General features: G+C 72.0%; 17 protein-coding genes and 1 riboswitch. Of the genes, 8 read left to right on the forward strand and 9 right to left on the reverse strand.

Annotated features, from left to right (window positions below; all coding sequences use genetic code 11):
• Nucleotides 1-118 precede the first annotated feature (118 nt).
• Nucleotides 119-1,213: a winged helix DNA-binding domain-containing protein gene (locus F6B42_RS10930; protein WP_150419726.1), complete on the forward strand. Its 1,095-nt coding sequence runs from the start codon at nucleotides 119-121 to the stop codon at nucleotides 1,211-1,213.
• Between the two features lie 135 nt (nucleotides 1,214-1,348).
• On the opposite strand, the gene F6B42_RS10935 is transcribed toward F6B42_RS10930, so the two are convergent.
• Nucleotides 1,349-2,791, reverse strand: a complete 1,443-nt coding sequence (locus tag F6B42_RS10935; RefSeq protein WP_150419727.1) for an XRE family transcriptional regulator — start codon at nucleotides 2,789-2,791, stop codon at nucleotides 1,349-1,351.
• A gap of 115 nt (nucleotides 2,792-2,906) precedes the next feature.
• On the opposite strand from F6B42_RS10935, the gene F6B42_RS10940 reads away from it, so the two are divergent.
• Nucleotides 2,907-4,805 (forward strand): phosphoenolpyruvate carboxykinase (GTP), encoded by a 1,899-nt coding sequence (locus F6B42_RS10940; protein WP_150419728.1) that lies wholly within the window; start codon nucleotides 2,907-2,909, stop codon nucleotides 4,803-4,805.
• A gap of 102 nt (nucleotides 4,806-4,907) precedes the next feature.
• Here F6B42_RS10940 and F6B42_RS10945 read toward each other — a convergent pair whose 3' ends face one another.
• The gene (locus F6B42_RS10945; RefSeq protein WP_150419729.1) at nucleotides 4,908-6,890 is read right to left on the reverse strand and encodes an ABC transporter ATP-binding protein; all 1,983 of its coding nucleotides are present in this window, start codon (nucleotides 6,888-6,890) and stop codon (nucleotides 4,908-4,910) included.
• 163 nt (nucleotides 6,891-7,053) lie between these two features.
• Nucleotides 7,054-7,905 (reverse strand): sulfurtransferase, encoded by an 852-nt coding sequence (locus F6B42_RS10950; protein ID WP_150419730.1) that lies wholly within the window; start codon nucleotides 7,903-7,905, stop codon nucleotides 7,054-7,056.
• Between the two features lie 63 nt (nucleotides 7,906-7,968).
• Between F6B42_RS10950 and F6B42_RS10955 the strand changes: the two genes are divergently transcribed.
• Genes F6B42_RS10955 through F6B42_RS10965 form a run of 3 tightly spaced genes read left to right on the forward strand, consistent with a single transcriptional unit; the run spans nucleotide 7,969 to nucleotide 10,612 of the window.
• The gene (locus F6B42_RS10955; protein ID WP_150419731.1) at nucleotides 7,969-8,910 is read left to right on the forward strand and encodes an ABC transporter ATP-binding protein; all 942 of its coding nucleotides are present in this window, start codon (nucleotides 7,969-7,971) and stop codon (nucleotides 8,908-8,910) included.
• Nucleotides 8,907-9,767, forward strand: a complete 861-nt coding sequence (locus F6B42_RS10960; RefSeq protein WP_150419732.1) for an ABC transporter permease — start codon at nucleotides 8,907-8,909, stop codon at nucleotides 9,765-9,767. Before F6B42_RS10955 ends, F6B42_RS10960 begins: the two co-directional genes overlap by 4 nt.
• A 35-nt stretch (nucleotides 9,768-9,802) precedes the next feature.
• Entirely contained in the window at nucleotides 9,803-10,612 is an 810-nt protein-coding gene (locus F6B42_RS10965; protein ID WP_150420250.1) for an ABC transporter permease, read from the forward strand.
• A gap of 202 nt (nucleotides 10,613-10,814) precedes the next feature.
• Here the strand turns inward: F6B42_RS10965 and F6B42_RS10970 are convergent, their stop codons facing one another.
• The 6 genes from F6B42_RS10970 to ribD all read right to left on the reverse strand — a co-directional run bounded on the left by F6B42_RS10970 (nucleotide 10,815) and on the right by ribD (nucleotide 16,536).
• Nucleotides 10,815-12,272, reverse strand: a complete 1,458-nt coding sequence (locus F6B42_RS10970) for an MFS transporter (RefSeq protein WP_150419733.1) — start codon at nucleotides 12,270-12,272, stop codon at nucleotides 10,815-10,817.
• A 245-nt stretch (nucleotides 12,273-12,517) separates the two neighbouring features.
• On the reverse strand, nucleotides 12,518-12,868 hold the full coding sequence (locus F6B42_RS10975) for a Fe-S protein (RefSeq protein ID WP_150419734.1): 351 nt from the start codon (nucleotides 12,866-12,868) through the stop codon (nucleotides 12,518-12,520).
• Between the two features lie 137 nt (nucleotides 12,869-13,005).
• Nucleotides 13,006-13,479 carry a 6,7-dimethyl-8-ribityllumazine synthase gene (gene ribH / locus F6B42_RS10980; protein WP_150419735.1) on the reverse strand — a complete coding sequence of 158 codons (474 nt, stop codon included), beginning with the start codon at nucleotides 13,477-13,479 and terminating at the stop codon, nucleotides 13,006-13,008.
• Nucleotides 13,476-14,831, reverse strand: a complete 1,356-nt coding sequence (gene ribA / locus F6B42_RS10985) for a GTP cyclohydrolase II (protein ID WP_150419736.1) — start codon at nucleotides 14,829-14,831, stop codon at nucleotides 13,476-13,478. Before ribA ends, ribH begins: the two co-directional genes overlap by 4 nt.
• Nucleotides 14,828-15,463, reverse strand: a complete 636-nt coding sequence (locus F6B42_RS10990; RefSeq protein ID WP_150419737.1) for a riboflavin synthase — start codon at nucleotides 15,461-15,463, stop codon at nucleotides 14,828-14,830. The genes ribA and F6B42_RS10990 overlap by 4 nt, the downstream gene beginning before the upstream one ends.
• Nucleotides 15,463-16,536 (reverse strand): bifunctional diaminohydroxyphosphoribosylaminopyrimidine deaminase/5-amino-6-(5-phosphoribosylamino)uracil reductase RibD, encoded by a 1,074-nt coding sequence (ribD, locus tag F6B42_RS10995; protein WP_223878459.1) that lies wholly within the window; start codon nucleotides 16,534-16,536, stop codon nucleotides 15,463-15,465. The genes F6B42_RS10990 and ribD overlap by 1 nt, the downstream gene beginning before the upstream one ends.
• Before the next feature lie 58 nt (nucleotides 16,537-16,594).
• Nucleotides 16,595-16,741: riboswitch (FMN riboswitch) on the reverse strand.
• 200 nt (nucleotides 16,742-16,941) lie between these two features.
• Here ribD and F6B42_RS11000 point away from each other — a divergent pair.
• Genes F6B42_RS11000 through F6B42_RS11010 form a run of 3 tightly spaced genes read left to right on the forward strand, consistent with a single transcriptional unit; the run spans nucleotide 16,942 to nucleotide 19,144 of the window.
• A complete protein-coding gene (locus tag F6B42_RS11000; RefSeq protein WP_150419738.1) occupies nucleotides 16,942-18,192 on the forward strand; it encodes a flavin-dependent oxidoreductase in 1,251 nt (416 codons plus the stop codon).
• Nucleotides 18,189-18,680: a MarR family winged helix-turn-helix transcriptional regulator gene (locus F6B42_RS11005; protein ID WP_150419739.1), complete on the forward strand. Its 492-nt coding sequence runs from the start codon at nucleotides 18,189-18,191 to the stop codon at nucleotides 18,678-18,680. The genes F6B42_RS11000 and F6B42_RS11005 overlap by 4 nt, the downstream gene beginning before the upstream one ends.
• Entirely contained in the window at nucleotides 18,677-19,144 is a 468-nt protein-coding gene (locus F6B42_RS11010; protein WP_150419740.1) for a DUF3237 domain-containing protein, read from the forward strand. Before F6B42_RS11005 ends, F6B42_RS11010 begins: the two co-directional genes overlap by 4 nt.
• Nucleotides 19,145-19,219: the final 75 nt, after the last annotated feature.

The following is a 19,219-nucleotide window of genomic DNA, read 5'->3' on the forward strand; positions in this document are numbered from 1 at the left end:
GCGAGGTCCCGCTTCGGCCGGCTCTCGGGCTCGGGATCCCGGCTGAAGTGGGACCGCGGGGACGGGCCTGCGGCCCCGGGCTGCGGAGTGACCCGGGGGGGGCGGCAGGATGAGCGGCATGCTCGACCGGTCGCTCGCGGCGCAGCGCATGCGCGCGCATCTGCTCAGCGCCCCCGCGGCGACGGTGACGGATGCCGCGGCGCACATGCTGGCGGTGCAGGCGCAGGAGTTCTGGGCCGGCCGCTGGGCGCTCGCCACGCGAACGGAGGGTGCGCCGACCCTCGGCCGGGTCGATGCGGCGTTCGACGACGGCACGCTCGTGCGCGCGTGGACCCAGCGCGGCACCCTGCACGTCGTGCGTGCCGTCGACTTGCCCGCGCTCCTGGCTGTCACCGCCGAGCGTCAGGAGCGGGCGGCCGCCGGCATCCTGCGGGGACTCGCCGTCGACGACGCGGTGCTGCGCGCGGCCGAGCGCGCGGCGCGTGCCGCGCTCGCGGGCCGCGCCCGGCTCACCCGCGCAGAATTCGCCGGGGTGCTGCGCGCCGCGCGGATCGATCCGGCCGGGTCGCGCGGCAACCACATCCTCTCGGCGCTCGCCCTCCGCGGCGTGCTCGCCTTCGGTCCCGTCGTCCCGCGGGCGGACGGGCCCACCCGCGATCAGTACCTGGTGGCGGTGGACGACCTCGCCGCGCGCCCGATGCCGGCCGATCCGCTGGCCGAGATGTTCGTCGGCTACATCCGCTCGCACGGCCCCGCGCGCGCCGAGGACTTCCGCTGGTGGGCGGGACTGCCGATCGGCATCGCGCGGCGCGCGGCCCAGGCCGCGGCCGACAGCCTGAGCGAGATGGAGCCGGGGCTGTTCACCGCCGCCGGGACTCCGGTCGCAGGCCGCGCATCCGAAACCGAGGGTGTCGTGCCGCCGGTTCACGCCCTCCCGCCGTTCGACGAGTACTACCTCTCGTATGCCGACCGCACGGCGGTGTGCGACCCGGGGCTGGCGGCTCGGATCGGCCCGACCGCGAACGGCCAGGTCGCCCCCGTGCTCGTAGCGGCGGGGCGCGTCGTCGGCACCTGGCGCCACTCGGTCGCGGCGGGGCGCCACCACCTGCCGCCGGAGCCGGTGATCGTCGCCGACGGGGCCTCCCCGGCATCCGACATCGCGGACGCCCTCGCCCGGGTCTCCCGCTTCTTCTCGCCGCGAAACGCGTCGTGACCCGCGCCTGACCGACGCCGACTCCTCGGTTTCGGTGCGGCGGGGCGGTGGGCGTCCCGTGTTCGTCCCGACGCGGCTTCGCTCGGCGCCGGGGCGGTGCGGAAGCCAGGAGTTGCTGCGCGCGACGTCGCCCGCTCAGCCGCCGGCGTGGCGGTCGAGGAAGGCGTAGACCTCGCCGTCGTCGACACCCGGGAACGCGCCGCGCGGCAGCGGCGAGAACATCTGCATGTGCACGCGGGCGCTCGGCCAGGCCTTGCCCTCCCACCGCGCGGTGAGGGCGGCGTCCGGCCGGCGGCAGCACGCGTCGTCCGGGCACGTCGAGGTCGCCCGCTTCGCGGTCTCGCGGCCGCGGAACCAGCGCGCGTCGTCGAAGGGGACGCCGACCGTGATCGAGAATTCCCCTTCGGCCGTCGTGCCGGTCTGGCTCGAGCACCAGAACGTCCCGCCCGGTGTGTCGGTGTACTGGTAGTGCTCGACGGTGCGGTTCTGCTCGTCGAAGGCCGACCGCGCCGAGAAGCGGCGGCAGACGACCTGGCCCTCGACCGAGCCGGTGACATCCATCGGCAGCGGGAGGCCGTCGTTCTCGTACACGCGCGTGATGGCGCCGGCGCCGTCGACGCGGAGGAAGTGCAGCCGGATGTCGAGGTGGCGGGTCGACAGGTTCGTCATCCGCATGCCCGCCGCCTCGTGCGTGACGCCGAACGCGTCGCGGAAGTCCTCGACGGCGAGGTTGCGGTCCTTCTTCGCCTGGGCCAGGAAGGCGACGGATGCCGTCTCGGGCATGAGGCAGCACGCGGCGAAGTAGTTGATCTCGAGGCGCTGCTGCAGGAAGTCGGCGTAGTCGCTCGGGGGAGTGTGCCCGAGCAGCCGGTGGGCCATCGCCTGCAGCGCCATCGATCTCAGGCCGTGTCCGCCGGGGATGGATGCCGGGGGCAGATAGATCCGGCCGTTCTCGAGATCGGTGACCGAGCGCGCGGAGTGCGGCAGATCGCCGACGTAGAGCAGCTCGAAGCCGAGCCGCTCGGCCATGATGCTGACGGTGCGGTGGGTGAGCGCGCCGGTCGTGTGCCCCGCCGCCTTCAGCTGCTTCTCGGCGAGCTGCTCGATCTCGGGGAGGTAGTTGCCCGCCGCCCGCATCCGCAGACGCAGCTCGGTGTTCGCCCGACGGGCCTCTTCGGGGGTCGCGATGGCCTCGTGTTCGCGGCGCTGGAGCTCGCGGTGCAGTCCGAGGATCGACTCGAGGGTCTCGTCGTTCATCGTCTTCGCCGGCTTGACGGCGCCGACCCCGAGGCGCCGGAAGACCGGGCTCGACTGCGCGCGCTCGAGTTCGAGCTCGAGCGCCGCGCGCCGGTTCGGCGGCTCGGCCGACAGCAGGTCGGTGACGTCCGTGCCGGTCGCCTCGGCGATGGCCTGCAGCAGGGAGAGCTTGGGCTCGCGGCGCCCGTTCTCGATGAGGCTCAGCTGGCTGCCCGCGACGCCGACGCGGGCGCCGAGCTCGTCGAGTGTGAATCCGCGCGCGACGCGGTGGTGGCGGATGCGGTGCCCGAGGGTCGCCAGTTCGATTCCGGATGCGGCCATTCCTGAACGATAGCGAAAGATTCGAGATTCTTGACTCGTTGACGCCACGTAAGACAGCCGGAACCTGCGTTGAGATGATCTCAGACCCCGCCCCGTCGCTCATCGAGGAGAAGCCATGGCCATCGCCGACCTGTTCACCCGCTCCGCTGCGCGAGCCGCTGGGGCGTCCGCGCCGGTGCTGCGCGACCGCCGCGCCGGTCGGGGCGCGCCGCCCGCCGAGACGACCGCTGCGCTCGCCGAGCTCGTGGCCTGGGTCGACGAGATCGCCGCGCTGACGCAGCCCAGCCGCATCCACTGGGTGGACGGTTCCGCCGCCGAGAACGATGCGCTGCTCAGCGAGCTCGTCGGCGAGGGGAAGCTCATCAAGCTGAACCCCGAGTGGCGGCCGGGGTCGTACCTGGCCCGCTCCCACCCGAGCGATGTGGCGCGCACCGAGGCGCGCACCTTCATCGCCTGCGAGAGCGAGGCCGACGCCGGCCCCACGAACAACTGGGCCGCGCCCGACGAGATCCGCGCCACCATCACGCCGCTGTTCGCCGGGTCGATGCGCGGGCGGACGATGTACGTCGTACCGTTCTCGATGGGTGCCGTCGGCGGGCCGCTCTCGCACATCGGCGTGCAGGTCACCGACAGTGCGTACGCCGTGGCATCCATCGGCATCATGACCCGGGTCGGAACGGCGGTGCTCGACGAGATCGCGGCCGGGAAGCCCTGGGTCAAGACCGTGCACTCGGTCGGCGCCCCGCTCTCTCCGGGCGACGAGGATGCCGCGTGGCCCTGCAACGACGAGAAGTACATCGTGCACTTCCCCGACACCCTCGAGGTGTGGTCCTTCGGATCGGGGTACGGCGGCAACGCCATCCTGGCGAAGAAGTGCTTTGCGCTGCGGATCGCCTCGGTCATCGGCCGAGACGAAGGCTGGCTCGCCGAGCACATGCTCCTCATCCGCGTCATCGACCCGCGCGGACGCCGGTACCACGTGGCGGCGGCGTTCCCCTCGGCGTGCGGCAAGACCAACCTGGCGATGCTGCGCCCGACGATCCCGGGCTGGCGGGTCGAGACGCTCGGCGACGACATCGCCTGGCTGCGCCCGGGCTCGGACGGACGCCTGTGGGCGATCAACCCCGAGGCGGGCTTCTTCGGGGTCGCGCCGGGTACCGGGGAGTCGACGAACGTCACGGCGGTCGAGACGCTCTGGGGCAACACGATCTTCACGAACGTCGCGCTGCGACCCGACGGCGACGTGTGGTGGGAGGGGCTGACCGACGAGGCGCCCGCCCAGCTCACGGACTGGGAGGGCAACGCGTGGACCCCCGCGTCGGGACGGCCGGCCGCGCACCCGAACTCGCGCTTCACGGTGCGCGCCGCGCAGTGCCCGCAGATCGCGCCCGACTGGGACGCCGCCGAGGGCGTGCCGCTCGACGCCATCCTCTTCGGCGGTCGTCGGGCGACCAACGTGCCGCTCGTCGTCGAGGCGACCGACTGGACGCACGGCGTCTTCATCGGGTCGACCATCTCGTCGGAGCGCACCGCGGCTGCGGAGGGGACGGTCGGCGAGCTGCGCCGCGATCCGTTCGCCATGCTGCCCTTCTGCGGCTACAACATGGGCGACTACTTCGGTCACTGGCTCACGATCGGGCAGAAGCTGCGGTTCGATCGCGCGCCGCGCATCTTCCAGGTCAACTGGTTCCGCAAGGGTTCGGACGGACGCTTCCTGTGGCCCGGTTTCGGCGACAACTCGCGGGTGATCGACTGGATCGTCCGCCGGTTGGAGGGGGAGGCCGGCGCCGTCGACAGCCCGATCGGACGACTGCCGCGCACCGACGAGTTGAACCTCGCGGGCCTCGACGTCCCGCAGGACGATCTCGACGAGCTGTTCGCGGTCGACGCGACCTCCTGGCTGCGCGAGGCAGACCTCACCGAGGAGTTCTACGCGACCTTCGGCGACCGCCTGCCGGCGGCGCTGCGCGCCGAGCTCGACTCCCTGCGGTACCGCCTGGGCCAGCGCGGCTGACCGGCGGACCGGTGCGCATGTCCCACTTTCTGTCGTCCACGCGGGCGCAGGGCAGCGGAAAGTGGGACACGCGCCGCAGAAAGCGGGACATGCTCCGCTCGCTCAGACGAGCAGCTGGTGCTTCGCGAGGTCGCGGTACAGCGGCACGGATGCGACGAGCTCCGAGTGCGTGCCCTGGCCGACGACCCGACCGTGATCGAGCACGACGATGAGATCGCTGTCGACGACCGTCGACAGGCGGTGCGCGATGACCACCAGCGTGCGTCCGGTCGCGACGGCATCGATGGCTTCCCGCATCCGCTGTTCGTTCAGACCGTCCAGAGACGACGTCGACTCGTCGAGCAGCAGGATGGGAGGTGCGGCCAGCAGCGCGCGTGCGATCGCGAGGCGCTGACGCTCGCCGCCCGAGAGCATGACGCCGGCCTCGCCGACGGGCGCCTCGAGGCCCAGGTCGCTGCGCTCGAGCACCTCGCCGAGGTTGACGGCGCGCAGCACGCGTTCGCAGTCGGCGTCGCTCGCCTCGGGAGACGCGAGACGCAGGTTGTCGGCGATGGTGCCGGCGAGGGTCGGCGCATCCTGCTCGACGTAGCCGAGCTGGGCGCGCAGATCGACGCGGTCGAGGGCGCGGATGTCGCGGCCGCCGACCTCGACGGCTCCCGCCGTGACGTCGTAGAACCGCTCGATGAGGGCGAGCGTCGTCGACTTGCCCGCGCCGGAGGGGCCGACGAGCGCGACGCGCGACCCGCGCGCAACGCGGAAGCTGACGCCGCGGAGCACCTCGGCGTCGCGGTGCGCGGCACCCTCGCGCCGACCGTCGCCGTCCCCGTCGCCGCTGCCGTCGTCCCCGGCGCCCTCGTTCGCCTCCTCGACGGCCGTCGAGACCGCCGTGGTGTCCACGCGCGCGTCGGCGAGGGTCCGCAGCGCCTCCGTCGAGGCGGAGCGCCGTGCTGCGACGACGGCGGCCGGGTAGCGGAAGTGCACGTCGCGGAACTCGATGGCGGTGTCGCCGGCCGGGGCCGCGGCCCGGCCCGCGGTCGCGGCGTCGTTCCGGGAGTGCTGCGCCGCGGCATCAGCGTCGTTCGCGTCCTCGGTCGGCAGATCGAGGACCTCCTGGATGCGGCCGAGCGCACCGAGAGCCTGGTTCACCGAGGTGACCGCGCCGAGGAACGAGGCGAGCGGCTGCACGAGGAAGAAGAGGAACATCACGAAGGTCACGAGGCTCGCGATGGTGATGGCGCCGGATGCGACCCGGTACCCGCCCACGCCGAGGACGACGAGGAGCGACACCTGCAGCGCGATGCCTGCGATCGGGACGACGAGGGCCGAGGCCTTCGCGACCCGGACGCCGGCGTCGTAGGCGTCGCGCGCGGAGGCGGAGACGGCGGCCTCTTCGCGTTCGGTCGCTCCCGCGGCGCGGATCGTCCGGATCGAGCCGATCGCCCGCTCGACCCCCGACGCCAGCTCGCCGACGCGCTCCTGCTGCTCGCGCGTCGCACGGCGGATGCGGGTGCTGAGGCCGACGACGACCGCGACCGATGCCCCCAGCACGAGCACGATCAGCAGGAGGAGGAGCGGGTCGATGAACAGCATCGCGACGATCGCGCCGACGAAGATGAGGGCGTTGCCGACGGAATCCGCCAGTCCCTGGGTGAGGACGGCGTACAACAGGGTCGTGTCGGTGCCGACGCGCGAAACGAGATCGCCGGTGCGGCGCGCGTCGAACTCGGCGATCGGCAGGTGCAGCAGGCGCGCGATGAGGCGGCGGCGGCTCGAGAGCACGACGGCCGTGCCCGTGCGCTGCAGCAGGTAGTGCTGGAACGCGCCGATCGCCGACGAGACGATCACGAGGATGACCAGGGCCCAGACGAGGATGCCGAGCGCGTCGCCGGCCTGCACGCGCTCGATGACCTGCCCGACCACGAGCGGCTGCCCGAGCGTCGCGACCGCCTCGATCACGCTGAGCACGGCGACCGCGACGAGGACTCCCCTGTGCTCGAACAGGTACGGCAGCAGCTGCCGCAGCGTCGCCCGCGGTCCCTCGGGGGTGCGGCGGCGGCCGCGCAGGCGGATGCGGGTGTCGGACATGCGGGCCCCTCGGAGTGCGGAACGATCGTTCCCCTCGACCGTAACCCTCGCGAGACGCCGCCCGAGCACCGAGACAGCACTCGGGCACCGAGACAGCACCCGGCAGCTGCGGTCTCGGAGCCCCGGTGCTGTCTCGCGGATGCGGATGCGCGGACGCGGCGGGTCAGGCGCCCGTCGCGACGGGGCGGTCGGGATGCTGCGACCACTGGCTCCACGAGCCGGGGTACAGCACCGGCTCGTACCCCGCGAGGGTCAGCGCCACGGCCTCGTGGGCCGCGGTCACGCCCGAGCCGCAGTAGACGCCGACGGAGGCGCCCGGTTCGGCCCCGAGCGCCGCGAACCGCGCCCGCAGATCGTCGGCCGAGTGGAAGCGGCCGTCGGCCCCGATGTTCTCGGTCGTCGGGGCCGAGACGGCGCCGGGGATGTGGCCCGCGCGCGGGTCGATCGGCTCGACCTCGCCGCGGTACCGCTCGCCGGCGCGTGCGTCGAGGACGAGGCCGCCCTGCGCTGCCGCGGCGACGGTGTCGATGTCGAGCGTCGGGAGCGAGCCGGGGGAGACGATCGCGGTCCCGGGGCGCGCGGCATCCGGTTCGCCCGTCTCGAGGTCGTGGCCCGCATCGATCCACGCCGCGAGAGCGCCGTCGAGCAGCCGGACGTCGGTCACCCCCGCGTCGCGGAGCACCCACCAGGCGCGGGCGCTCGAGGTGCCCCGCGCGTCGTCGTACACGACGACGGTGTCGCCGGTGTCGATGCCCCAGTCGCGCACCGCGCGCTGCAGTCGCTCGGTCGACGGGAGCGGATGCCGCCCCGCGGTCGCCGGGCCGTGCTCGGCCAGCTGGGTGTCGAGGTCCGCGTAGCGGGCGCCGGGGATGTGGCCGGCCCGGAAGTCGGGTCGCCCGTCCGGGCGGTCGAGTCGCCAGCGGACGTCGAGGACGCGCACGGCGCCGCCGTCGGCGTAGCGCCCCGCCGCGAGGGCTCGGTGCAGGTCGGCGACGGTGGTCAGGACGGCGGACATCCTCCGATTGTGCCGTGCCGTCGCCGGCGCAGCCACGTCGGCGGCTCTGGCTACTCTTATCGGGTGCCCGAATCCGTCATCTCCGCACAGAGCCTCCGCAAGACCTATCGGGTCAAGAACAAGCCCGACTTCGTCGCGGTCGACGACCTGTCGTTCGAGGTCGCGCCGGGGGAGTCCTTCGGTCTGCTCGGACCGAACGGCGCGGGCAAGTCCACGACGATGAAGATGATCGGCGCCGTGTCGACCCGCACGAGCGGCGACCTGCAGATCCTCGGGCTCGATCCCGACCGCTACGGCCCCGAGATCCGCTCGCGCCTGGGCGTCGTGCCGCAGCAGGACAACCTCGACGGCGAGCTGAACGCGCGGGAGAACCTCTACATCTACGGGCGCTACTTCGGTCTCCCCGGCAGGGTCTGCCACGAGAAGGCCGATGAGCTGCTCGCCTTCGCGCAGCTCGAGGACAAGGCCAAGAACAAGGTCGATCAGCTCTCCGGCGGCATGAAGCGGCGCCTCACGATCGCCCGCGGGCTCATCAACGACCCGCGCATCCTGCTGCTCGACGAGCCGACGACGGGACTCGACCCCCAGGCGCGTCACGTCCTGTGGGACCGTCTCTTCCGGCTCAAGGAGCGCGGCACCACCCTCGTGCTCACGACGCACTACATGGACGAGGCGGAGCAGCTGTGCGACCGGCTCATCGTCGTCGACAAGGGCCGGATCATGGCCGAGGGCACCCCGTCCTCGCTCATCCGCGAGCACTCCAGCCGGGAGGTGCTCGAGGTGCGCTTCGGCTCGGACCGCAACGAGCAGGCGGCCGGGCAGCTGCAGGGGATCGGCGACCGCGTCGAGGTGCTGCCGGACCGGGTGCTCGTCTACGCCTCGGACGGCGAGGCGGCGCTCGAGCGCGTGAGCGCCGCAGGGCTCACGCCGCTCACGAGCCTCGTGCGGCGCTCGAGCCTCGAGGACGTGTTCCTGCGCCTCACCGGACGGTCGCTGATCGAATGACGACGCGAACCGATCATCCGACCCTCGACGACCTCCGCGCGGAGGCGCTCGCGGCCGGTCGCCGGCCTCGCCGGTACGGCAGCTGGTACGTCACCGAGCACATGGTGCGCGCCATGCGCGCCTACGGCTGGACGATCGTCGTCGGTGCGATCGGGCAGCCGATCATGTACCTGCTGGGACTCGCGATCGGCCTCGCCGCCCTCATCCAGGTGCCGCTCGTATCGCACGGCCAGGAGGTCTCGTATCTGCCCTTCGTGGCACCCGCGCTGCTGGTGACGGCGGCGATCGCGGTCGCGTCCGAGGAGATGACCTATCCCGTCATGGCGGGGTTCAAGTGGCGACGCTACTTCTACGGCTTCACAGCCTCGCCCCTGTCGAGCCCGCAGATCGCGAACGGCGTCATCGCCGGCGCGACGGCACGCATGATCGTCGCCGTCGTCGCGTACTACCTCTTCATCTGGCTCCTCCCGTTCGGCGCGGTGCCGACGCCGGCGACCGGGTGGCTCGCGATCTTCGCGGGCGTCGCGGCCGGGCTCGCCTTCGGCATCCCGCTCATGGCCTACGCCGGATCGATCGAGGACGACAAGGGGCAGTTCGCGCTCGTCCAGCGCTTCCTCTTCATGCCGATGTTCCTCTTCTCGGGCACCTTCTACCCGCTCGAGACGCTGCCGGGCTGGCTGCAGTGGATCGGATGGATCTCGCCGCTGTGGCACGGTGCCGAGCTCGGCCGCGCGGCGACGTTCGGCGCCGACCTCGGCCCCGGAATGATCGTGCTCCACATCGCCTACCTGCTCGCGCTCGCCGCGGTCGGATACCTCTGGGGTCGGCGCGTGTTCACCGAGAGGCTCGCGAAGTGAGTGCTGACGTGAATGCGACCGCAGGCCGGATCGGGATGCCGGACGCCGACGGGCGCCGCGGGGGCGTTCGGGCGCTGTGGGCCGGCAACCCCGGCGCCGTCGTGCAGCGCGGTCTCATCGCGGCCCGTTCCTCGAGTTGGATCGTGGTGCTCTCGGGCTTCTTCGAGCCGGTGTTCTACCTCGCCTCGATGGGGATCGGGCTGGGCTCGCTCATCGGAGACGTGCAGACGTCGGGCGGTGTCGAGGTTCCCTACGCCGCCTACATCGCCCCCGCGCTGCTGGCGGTGTCGGCGATGAACGGCGCGGTCTACGACTCGACGTGGAACGTCTTCTTCAAGCTCAACTACGGCAAGCTCTACGAGGGGATGCTGTCGACCTCGCTCGGCCCGCTCGATGTCGCGCTCGGGGAGATCATGTACGCGCTGCTGCGGGGTCTCGTCTACGCGAGCGGCTTCATGATCATCATGCAGGTGTTCGGTCTGAACCTCGCGCCGACGGCCGTGCTCGCCCTGCCGGCGGTCCTGCTGATCGCGTTCGGCTTCGCGAGCGTCGGCATGGCGGTGACGAGCTACATGAAGACCTTCCAGCACATGGACTGGATCAACTTCGTGCTCCTGCCGATGTTCCTCTTCTCCGCGACCTTCTACCCGATCACCGTCTATCCCGAGGGCGTGCAGATCGTCGTGCAGGCGCTGCCGCTGTGGCACGGCGTGGAGCTGATCCGGGGCCTCACCACCGGCATCCTCTCGATCGGGATGCTCTGGCACGTGCTGTACTTCGTCGTCATGATCGCGCTGGGACTCGTGTTCACGACGAAGCGGCTGCGATCGCTCTTCCTCGACTGAGCCACGCTGCGCAGCGTGGCCGGCGGCATCGCCCGTTCTCGTGCACGATCTCAGGAGATTCGCCGACCTCCGGGCGTGATCCAGCCGGGGGAGCCTGCTTCTCCTGAGAACGGACCGGAGCCGCGGCCGTCGCCGACCGGTGCCCGAGAACGACGGATGCCGCGAACCCGAAGGTCCGCGGCATCCGTCGTGTCGGACGAGCTCAGCGCGACGCGGTCGCCTCGCCGATGTTCGTCTCGTACTCGGTGTCCTTCGTCTCCTTCGACAGCCACAGGGCGATGAAGGTCAGGACGGCCGAGCCGGTCAGGTAGACGCCGACCAGCCAGGTCGATCCGCCCGCCAGCGCCCACAGGGTGGTCGCGATGCTCGGGGCCACGGCGGCGCCCAGGATCGACGCGACGTTGTACGAGATCGCCGAGCCGGTGTAGCGGACGTTCGTCGGGAACAGCTCGGGCAGCAGCGCGCCCATCGGGCCGAAGGTCGCGCCCATGAGCATGAAGCCGAGCACGAGGAAGGCCTGCACGAGCGCCCCCGTGAACTTCGGGTCGAGCTGGGGCGCGAGGAAGACGGCGAACAGCAGGCCGAAGACCGCGATGACGCCGGTCACCCACAGCAGGAGCTTGCGGCGGCCGATCGAGTCGGCGACCGGACCCGAGAGCAGGGTGAAGATGCCGAAGAAGATGACGCCGACGATCTGCATGATGACGAAGTCGGTGAACCCGAACCCGAGTCCCGGCACGTAGGTCGCGGCGTCGAAGGGCGCGCCGGTCGCCTCGGCGGTGGCCTGCGCCGCCTCGAGGGTGGGCTTCGTGCCGTAGGCGAGGGTGAAGCTCGTCATCAGGTAGAAGAGCACGTAGGTCGCCAGCATGATGAACGTGCCGAGGATGAGCGCGCGCCAGTGGCCTCGGATGACCGAGCCGAGCGGGAACTTGCGGATCGCGCCGGTCTTCTCCGCCTTCGCGAAGGTGTCGGACTCGACGAGCTTCAGGCGCACCCAGAGGCCGACGATGACCATGACCGCCGAGAAGAGGAAGGGCACGCGCCAGCCCCAGGCGAGGAACTCCTCGGAGCGCTGCGCCGGGCCGTCGGGGTGGGGGAGGGTGAAGTAGATCGCCAGGAACACCGAGTTGGCGATGATGAAGCCGATGGGAGCGCCCAGCTGCGGGAACGTGCCGTACCACGCGCGCTTGCCCTTCGGGGCGTTCTCGGTGGCGACCAGTGCCGCGCCCGACCACTCGCCGCCGAGGGCGAAGCCCTGCGCGAGGCGGAGGACGAGCAGCAGGAGCGCTGCCCACCAGCCGATGTCGTTGAAGGTCGGCAGGCAGCCGATGAGCACCGTGGCGATGCCCATCGTGAGCAGGGAGGCGACGAGGGTCGCTTTGCGGCCGAACTTGTCGCCGAAGTGGCCGAAGACCACGGCGCCGATGGGGCGGGCGATCATCGCGGCGCCGAAGACGGCGAACGAGGCGAGCAGCGACGCGGTGTCGTCGTCGCTGGGGAAGAAGAGGATGGGGAACACCAGCACCGCGGCCGTGGCATAGACGTAGAAGTCGTAGAACTCGATCGTCGTGCCGACGAGGCTCGCGGTGATGACGCGGGACCGGGGATTGGCGGGTGCGGCTGTGGCCTCAGGAGAAGAGGAGGTGGCGGCGGGGGACATTGCGGGGGAGCTGCCTGTCTGGAGGAACGTCGATTGCGCCCTCGTGGGAGCGCGCCGGTGGGCGGGCGTCCGAGGCGGGGTGGTGCGGCGGGCGTCGTGCACGGATGGGTTCACCGGGGCGTCGACGGTGTCGGCGACGCACGATCGACCATCCTACGACGGATGCCGCACCTCGGGCGGCGAGGTACGGCATCCGTCATCGTGATCCGGACTCCCAGGCGGGAGCGCGGACCCGGCGGAGCGGGTCAGCGCCAGAGCACGGCGACGGCCACGTTGGCGACGGTTGCGAGTCCGATGAGCCAGAACAGCGGCGCGGGGGCGCTTCCGCTGCGCTTCTGGCGTGCCGACCCGATGCCGAGGAAGGCGCCGATCGCGAGGAGGACGACGAGCTTCACGGCGATCTTGGTGTAGTTCATGTCGTGGTCGGTGCCCCAGGGGGCGGCGAGGGCGAGCCCGGCGACGCCCGCGATGAGCAGGCCGTAGCTCATGACCCGCGTGATGCGCCGTGCCCCGACGGCTTCGACCGCCCAGGCGCCGAAGAGCGTCGCGAAGCCGACGAGGTGGATGACGAGGACGATACCGCGCAGCGTTTCCATACCCTCAGCCTAACTGAAGGTGCGAGTTCGCCGAAACAGCAGTCGAGCACCGAGCCAGCAGCTGGTGGCGGCTGTCTCGGTGCTCGGATGCTGGCTCGCGGCGCGAGGGGTGCGAGGGGGGGGCGAGGGGCGGGCGGTCAGGCGCGCAGGGTGCGGAGGGTCAGCGCGGTGCGGAGCGCCGCGTCGGCCGCCTCGGCGCCCTTGTCCTCCTTCGAACCGGCGAGTCCCGCGCGGTCGATGCCCTGCTGCTCGTCGTCGAGGGTGAGTACCCCGAATCCGACCGGCTTGCCGGTGTCGAGGGCGACGCGCGTCAGTCCGTCGGTGGCCGCCGACGACACGAAGTCGAAGTGCGGGGTGCCGCCGCGGATGATCACGCCGAGCGCGACGACGGCGTCGGCGCCGGCGTCGAGAGCGGCCTTGGCCACGACCGGCAGCTCGAACGAGCCCGGCACGCGGACGAGGCGCCAGGCGGCGCCCGACTCCTCGAGCACGCGCTCGGCTCCCGCGATCAGCCCGTCGGTGATCACGTCATGCCACTGGCCGGCGACGACGACCACCTTCAGGTCGGACGCGTCGATGCTCTGACGGTCGGGTGCTCCGTGTCCGCTCATGCGGGGGTCTCCGTGTTCTGTGCGGGGGTGGTCGTTGCGGGGAGGGCGGGCTCGGCGGGGGCCGCGGCGGCTGTGGCGGCACCGGCTGCCTCGGTGCGGGCCAGTGCCGCATCGAGCTCGGCGCCGTCGATGATGTGTCCCATGCGGTCGCGCTTGGTGGCGAGGTACTGGTGATTGTTCGCGCCGACGCCCACCAGCAGCGGCACCTGCTCGACGATGTCGAGCCCGAGATCGCGCAGCTGCGACACCTTGTCGGAGTTGTTCGTCAGCAGCCGGATGCTGTCGACGCCGAGGTCCGCGAGGATGCCGGCGGCGGCGGCGTAGTCGCGCGCATCGGCGGGGAGGCCCAAAGCGAGGTTCGCGTCGAGGGTGTCGAGCCCGCGCTCCTGGAGCTGGTAGGCCCGGAGCTTGTTGATGAGGCCGATGCCGCGACCCTCGTGGCCGCGCATGTAGATGACGATGCCGCCGTTCTCATCGATCGCATCGAGCGCCGCGTCCAGCTGCGGACCGCACTCGCACTTGAGCGAACCGAAGGCCTCGCCCGTCAGGCACTCGGAGTGGACGCGCACGAGCGGCGCGTCGTCGCCGAGCTCGCCCGAGACGACCGCGATGTGGTCGGTGCCGGTGACGCGGTCCTTGTAGGCGCGGAAGCGGAACGACCCGTGCGAGGTGGGCACGTGCGCTTCGGCGCGGAGGCTCACCCGGCGCCGGGCCCCGCCCTCGGAGGCCGCCGCCGGTCGCGGATCGGTCTCGTCGAGGTGGGCGATGAGCTGCTCGATCGTGATGACCGGCACACCGTCGCGCTCACCGAGCTCGAGCAGCCCGGGCAGCCGCATCATCGATCCGTCCTCGGCGACGACCTCGGCGATCGCACCGACCGGCTCGAGGCCGGCCAGACGCATGAGCTCGACGGCCGCCTCGGTGTGACCGCTGCGCTCGCGCACACCGCCGTCGACGGCCCGCAGCGGCAGGATGTGGCCGGGACGGATGAGGCTCGTCGGGACGGCGTCGGGGTCTGCCAGCACGGTAAGCGTGCGGGCGCGATCGGCCGCGCTGATGCCGGTCGTGACGCCCGTCGACGCATCGACCGACACGGTGTACGCCGTGCCGCGCGCATCCTCGTTGGTCTCGACCATGGGGGGCAGGTCGAGGCGGTCGGCCCACTCGGCGGGCATCGGTGCGCAGATGAAGCCGCTCGAGTGACGGACGGTCCAGGCGATCCACTCGGGCGTCGCGAGGGCGGCCGAGAGGATGACGTCGCCCTCGTTCTCGCGGTGCTCGTCGTCGGCGACGAGGATCGGGCGACCGGCCCGGAGGGCGTCGAGGGCTGCGGAGATGGGGGAAAGGCTCATCGGGAGCCTCCTTCGTTCGGGAGAGGGGAGGAGAAGGCGAGCAGGCGCTGGACGTGACGGGCGAGGATGTCGGTCTCGAGGTTGACGAGATCACCCGCGGCCCGGCTGCCGAGGGTCGTCGCAGCGAGCGTCTCGGGGATGAGCGAGACCTCGAACCAGTGCTCGCCGGCATCCGCGGCACTGACGTCGCTCACGGTCAACGAGACGCCGTCGACGCAGATCGAGCCCTTGTCGACGACGAGCGGTGCGAGGGCGGCCGGCAGCGAGATGCGCAGCACGCGCCACTGCTCGCCGGGTCGCACCTCGACCAGCACGCCGGTTCCGTCGACGTGGCCTTGGACGATGTGGCCGCCGAGGCGCGTGTGCGCGGCGAGGGCGCGCTCGAGGTTCACCGGCCGGCCGACCTCGACCCCGGCGAGGCTCGACATCTCGAGCGTCTGATGCATGACGTCGGCGGTGAACCAGTCCTCGCCCTGGTCGACGACCGTCAGGCAGACCCCGCTGACGGCGATGGAGTCGCCGTGTCCGGCGTCCGAGACGGCGCGCGGCGCCCGGACGGTCAGGCGCACGCCGTCGCCCGACGGCTGAACGGCGGTGACCTCGCCGAGCTCTTCGATGATTCCGGTGAACATCAGGCGTTCCCTTCTGCGGGTGGTGCGGGCTCGGCGACCACGAGGATGTCGTCGCCGAGCCGGTCGATCGAGGTGACGCGGAGGCGGTGCTGCGCGGCGATGGTGTCGACGCCGATGAAGCGGACGGCCGTGCGATCGGCGCCGCCGGTTCCGGATCCGATCAGCGTCGGTGCGATGTACACGAGCACCTCGTCGGCGAGGCCGGCGCGGAGGAACGCGCTCGCGATGGTCGGTCCGCCCTCGACGAAGACCCGCTGTACGCCGAGATCCCGCAGCTCGTCCATGAGCGACGGCGCGTTCTCGCTCTCGCCGCCGAGGTTCTCGCCGTCGCGGTGGAGCAGGGCGAGCGGATGCCGGTGCACGAGCGCATCGCCCGGAACGGCGCGCTGGCCGAGCACCACCGGCATCGGCTGCCGCTCGTAGAGCGACCCGTCGTCGCGGCGGGCGGTCAGGGCGGGATCGTCGGCGAGCAGGGTTCCCGTGCCGACCACGATCGCGTCCGCCTCGCTCCGACGGCGGTGGACGTCGGCGCGCGCCGCCGGGCCGGTGATCCACTTGCTCGTGCCGTCGGCGGCGGCGGCGCGACCGTCGAGGGACTGCGCCCACTTGACCGTGACGAGCGGCCGCCCGAGGCGCTGCACGGCGAGCCAGTCGGCGATGAGCGCGCGAGCCCGGTCCACCTCGACGCCCGCGACGACGTCGACACCGGCGGCGCGCAGGCGCTCGGCTCCGCCGGCGGACGCGTCGCCCGGGTCGGAGACCGCGTACACGACGCGGGCGATGCCCGCTTCGAGCAGCGCGACCGCGCAGGGTCCGGTGCGCCCGGTGTGGTTGCAGGGCTCGAGCGTCACGACGGCCGTCGCGCCGCGCGCGGCGCCGGGCGCGAGCTGCGACAGCGCGTCGACCTCGGCGTGCGCGGTTCCGGCGCCGCGGTGCCACCCGTCGGCGAGGATTTCACCGGCCGGGCCGAGGATGACGGCGCCGACCTGGGGGTTCAGGCCCCGCGGACCGCGCGTGGCGAGCTCGAGGGCGCGGCGCATCGCCGCGTGTTCCCGATCGGTGGCGCCCGGCATCCGTGGTCCTTCTGTCAGGCTCCGGGGACGCGAACGGGCGCGCGCAGCGCGAACGCTGCCCGTGCTTCCTTCCATCCGGACTCGCGACTCGCGTCGCATCACCGTCGGTCCCGGAATTCCACCGGATCAACCCCGAAGCCCGAAGGCCGCGGGGGTCGCGGACTCTCACCGCCGGTTCGGATTCCCACCGACCCCGGAGCACGTTTGATACTCCGATGGTAGTGAACGCGGACGCGACCGCGGCATTCCCGTCGGACCGGACGCCGAATGCGACGCCGGATGACGCGTCGGCCGAGGGTGGTCGGCGCAGGCGGATCGCCGCGGATCCGCCTCTGGACACGAGATGATTCACATGCAAAACTACCCGCGAGCTCGACATCGACGTCGAGCGAGAAGGAGACGCACGTGCGCATCGCCATCCTCGGAGGCGGCATCGGCGGCCTCGCCGCAGCCCTCAGCCTCCACGCAGCCGGATTCCACGACATCACCGTCTACGAACGGACCCCGCAGATCCGGGGCCTGGGCGTCGGCATCAACCTGCTCCCGCACGCCCTGCGCGAACTCACCGAGCTCGGGCTGGCCGATCGCATCGAGCGGATCGGCGTCGCCCCGCGAACGCTGTCGTACTACACCCGGCGCGGGCAGCGGATCTGGACCGAGCCGCGCGGAATCGGCGCGGGGTACGACTGGCCCCAGGTGTCGGTGCATCGGGGCCGATTGCAGCTCGAGCTACTGGCCGCGGTCCGCGAGCGGCTGGGCGACGTCGTCCGGCTCGACCACCAGCTCGTCGGTCTCCGGTCGGCGGGTGACGTCGAGAAGCTGCAGCTCGTGACCGCGGGAGGCCCGGTGGAGGTCGACGCCGACGTCGTCATCGGTGCCGACGGCATCCATTCGACGCTCCGGAGGATCCTGCACCCGGGTCAGCCGGGGCCGCAGTGGTCGGGGCTCACCCTCTGGCGCGGGACCGCGCGTGTGAAGCCGTTCCTCGACCGCTCGACGATGATCATGGCGGGCGACGGCGAGAAGCGGTTCGTCGCGTACCCGATCTCGCCGCCCGACGAGAGCGGCCGGGTCGTGCTCAACTTCATCGCCGAGCAGCGCGCCGCGGGGCAGCCGGGCGTCGACTGGAACCGTTCCGTCCCGCGCGAGCCGATCGTCGAGCTGTTCCGCGACTGGACGTTCGACTGGATCGACGTCCCCGGCATCATCGCGGCATCCGATGAGCTGCTGGAGTACCCGATGGTCGACCTGGACCCGGTCGATCGCTGGTCGTTCGGACGCGCGACACTCCTCGGCGACGCCGCGCACGCGATGTATCCGAACGGGTCGAACGGCGCCTCGCAGGCCATCATCGACGGACGCGTCCTCGCCTTCCACCTCGCGACCGAGGCTGATCCGGTGGCCGCGCTCGCCCGCTACGACGAGGAGCGGCGCCCCGCGATGGCGGCGCTGCTCCACGGCAACCGGGGCGGCGGCCCCGAGCGCGTCATGCAGCTCGCCTACGAGCGCGCGCCCGAGGGATTCGATCGCATCGAGGACGTCATCCCGCACGACGAGCTCGTCGAGGCGGCGACCTCGTTCAAGCGCGCGGCGGGCTTCGAGCCGTCGCAGCTGAGCGCGCGCGAGTCGTACAGCGTCCGGGTCGGGGCGCGATGAGCCTCGACGTCGTCCGCCTCGCAGCGGTGCTCTCACCGCTGCGACGCACCCTTCGCGCCGCGGCAGCCGCCCGCGAGCAGCTCCCCGACATCCCCGACGCCCAGGTCGAGATCATTCGCGCGCTGCCGGCCGGCACGACCGCTGCGCCCGGCGAGCTCGCGGCATCGCTGGGCCTCGGCCGCTCGACGATCAGCAACCTCCTCGCGCAGATGGAACGCCGCGGCCTGATCTCGCGCGAGACGCGCTCCGACGACCGACGACGGGTCGACGTCGCGGCGTCGCGAGACGCGCTGGGGTACTTCGCCCGGTTCGACGAGGCGTCGGGCGCGATCATGACGGAGGCGGCCGAGATGCTGTCGGGCGATGATCTGAAGGCGCTGGAGCGGGCACTGCCGGCGCTCGAGCGGTTGCGCGATGTGCTCGTCGAGCTGCGGCGCGACGACCAGGCGGCAGAGATGCTCGTCGAGCAGGAACGGCGGGCCGGATGATGGTGCGTCCGACGACCCCGGGGCTCGAGCCCGCCTTCGAGGTGCGCGTCGACCTCGGGCCGCCCGACGATTACGGCACCACCCGCGTGGGCCACCGGCGCGTCGTCCCCATCGTCGGGGGAGCGGTCAGCGGCGGCCTGGACGCCGAGATCGTGCCGGGCGGCGCGGATTGGCAGATCCTGCGCGACGACGGCGCCATCGAGATCGACTGCCGCTACAGCGCGCGCACAGCGGCGGGCGAGCTGCTGTACCTCCAGGTCTCCGGCGTCCGCAGCGGTGACCCCGCGGTGCTCGACGCGCTGCTGCGCGGTGAGCCGGTGGATCCGGGCGATTACTACTTCCGCACGGCGATCCGCATCGAGACCTCGGCGCCGCGCTGGGCGGAGCTCCAGCGGTCCGTGTACGTCGCCTCCGCCGTGCGCGAGGCGAACACGGTCCGCTTCACCGCCTACCGCGTGAGCTGAGTCTCAGGCCGATCCTACCGGGCGCAGTTCCAGGCGCGAGGCGCGGCGATGTCCGCGCCCGACGTCACGAACTGC

The organism is Microbacterium radiodurans (genome assembly GCF_008710705.1).
Taxonomy (GTDB): Bacteria; Actinomycetota; Actinomycetes; order Actinomycetales; family Microbacteriaceae; genus Microbacterium; species Microbacterium radiodurans.

Bases quoted from the DNA above. Each gene is read 5' to 3' on its own strand.
- F6B42_RS10935 (WP_150419727.1), bottom strand. From the start codon at position 2,791: ATGGCCGCATCCGGAATCGAACTGGCGACCCTCGGGCACCGCATCCGC.
- F6B42_RS10965 (WP_150420250.1), top strand. From the start codon at position 9,803: ATGCCGGACGCCGACGGGCGCCGCGGGGGCGTTCGGGCGCTGTGGGCC.
- ribD (WP_223878459.1), bottom strand. From the start codon at position 16,536: ATGCCGGGCGCCACCGATCGGGAACACGCGGCGATGCGCCGCGCCCTC.
- F6B42_RS10940 (WP_150419728.1), top strand. From the start codon at position 2,907: ATGGCCATCGCCGACCTGTTCACCCGCTCCGCTGCGCGAGCCGCTGGG.
- F6B42_RS10970 (WP_150419733.1), bottom strand. From the start codon at position 12,272: ATGTCCCCCGCCGCCACCTCCTCTTCTCCTGAGGCCACAGCCGCACCC.
- F6B42_RS10945 (WP_150419729.1), bottom strand. From the start codon at position 6,890: ATGTCCGACACCCGCATCCGCCTGCGCGGCCGCCGCCGCACCCCCGAG.
- F6B42_RS10960 (WP_150419732.1), top strand. From the start codon at position 8,907: ATGACGACGCGAACCGATCATCCGACCCTCGACGACCTCCGCGCGGAG.
- F6B42_RS10975 (WP_150419734.1), bottom strand. From the start codon at position 12,868: ATGGAAACGCTGCGCGGTATCGTCCTCGTCATCCACCTCGTCGGCTTC.
- F6B42_RS10990 (WP_150419737.1), bottom strand. From the start codon at position 15,463: ATGTTCACCGGAATCATCGAAGAGCTCGGCGAGGTCACCGCCGTTCAG.
- F6B42_RS11010 (WP_150419740.1), top strand. From the start codon at position 18,677: ATGATGGTGCGTCCGACGACCCCGGGGCTCGAGCCCGCCTTCGAGGTG.
- F6B42_RS11005 (WP_150419739.1), top strand. From the start codon at position 18,189: ATGAGCCTCGACGTCGTCCGCCTCGCAGCGGTGCTCTCACCGCTGCGA.
- ribA (WP_150419736.1), bottom strand. From the start codon at position 14,831: ATGAGCCTTTCCCCCATCTCCGCAGCCCTCGACGCCCTCCGGGCCGGT.
- F6B42_RS10930 (WP_150419726.1), top strand. From the start codon at position 119: ATGCTCGACCGGTCGCTCGCGGCGCAGCGCATGCGCGCGCATCTGCTC.
- F6B42_RS10950 (WP_150419730.1), bottom strand. From the start codon at position 7,905: ATGTCCGCCGTCCTGACCACCGTCGCCGACCTGCACCGAGCCCTCGCG.
- ribH (WP_150419735.1), bottom strand. From the start codon at position 13,479: ATGAGCGGACACGGAGCACCCGACCGTCAGAGCATCGACGCGTCCGAC.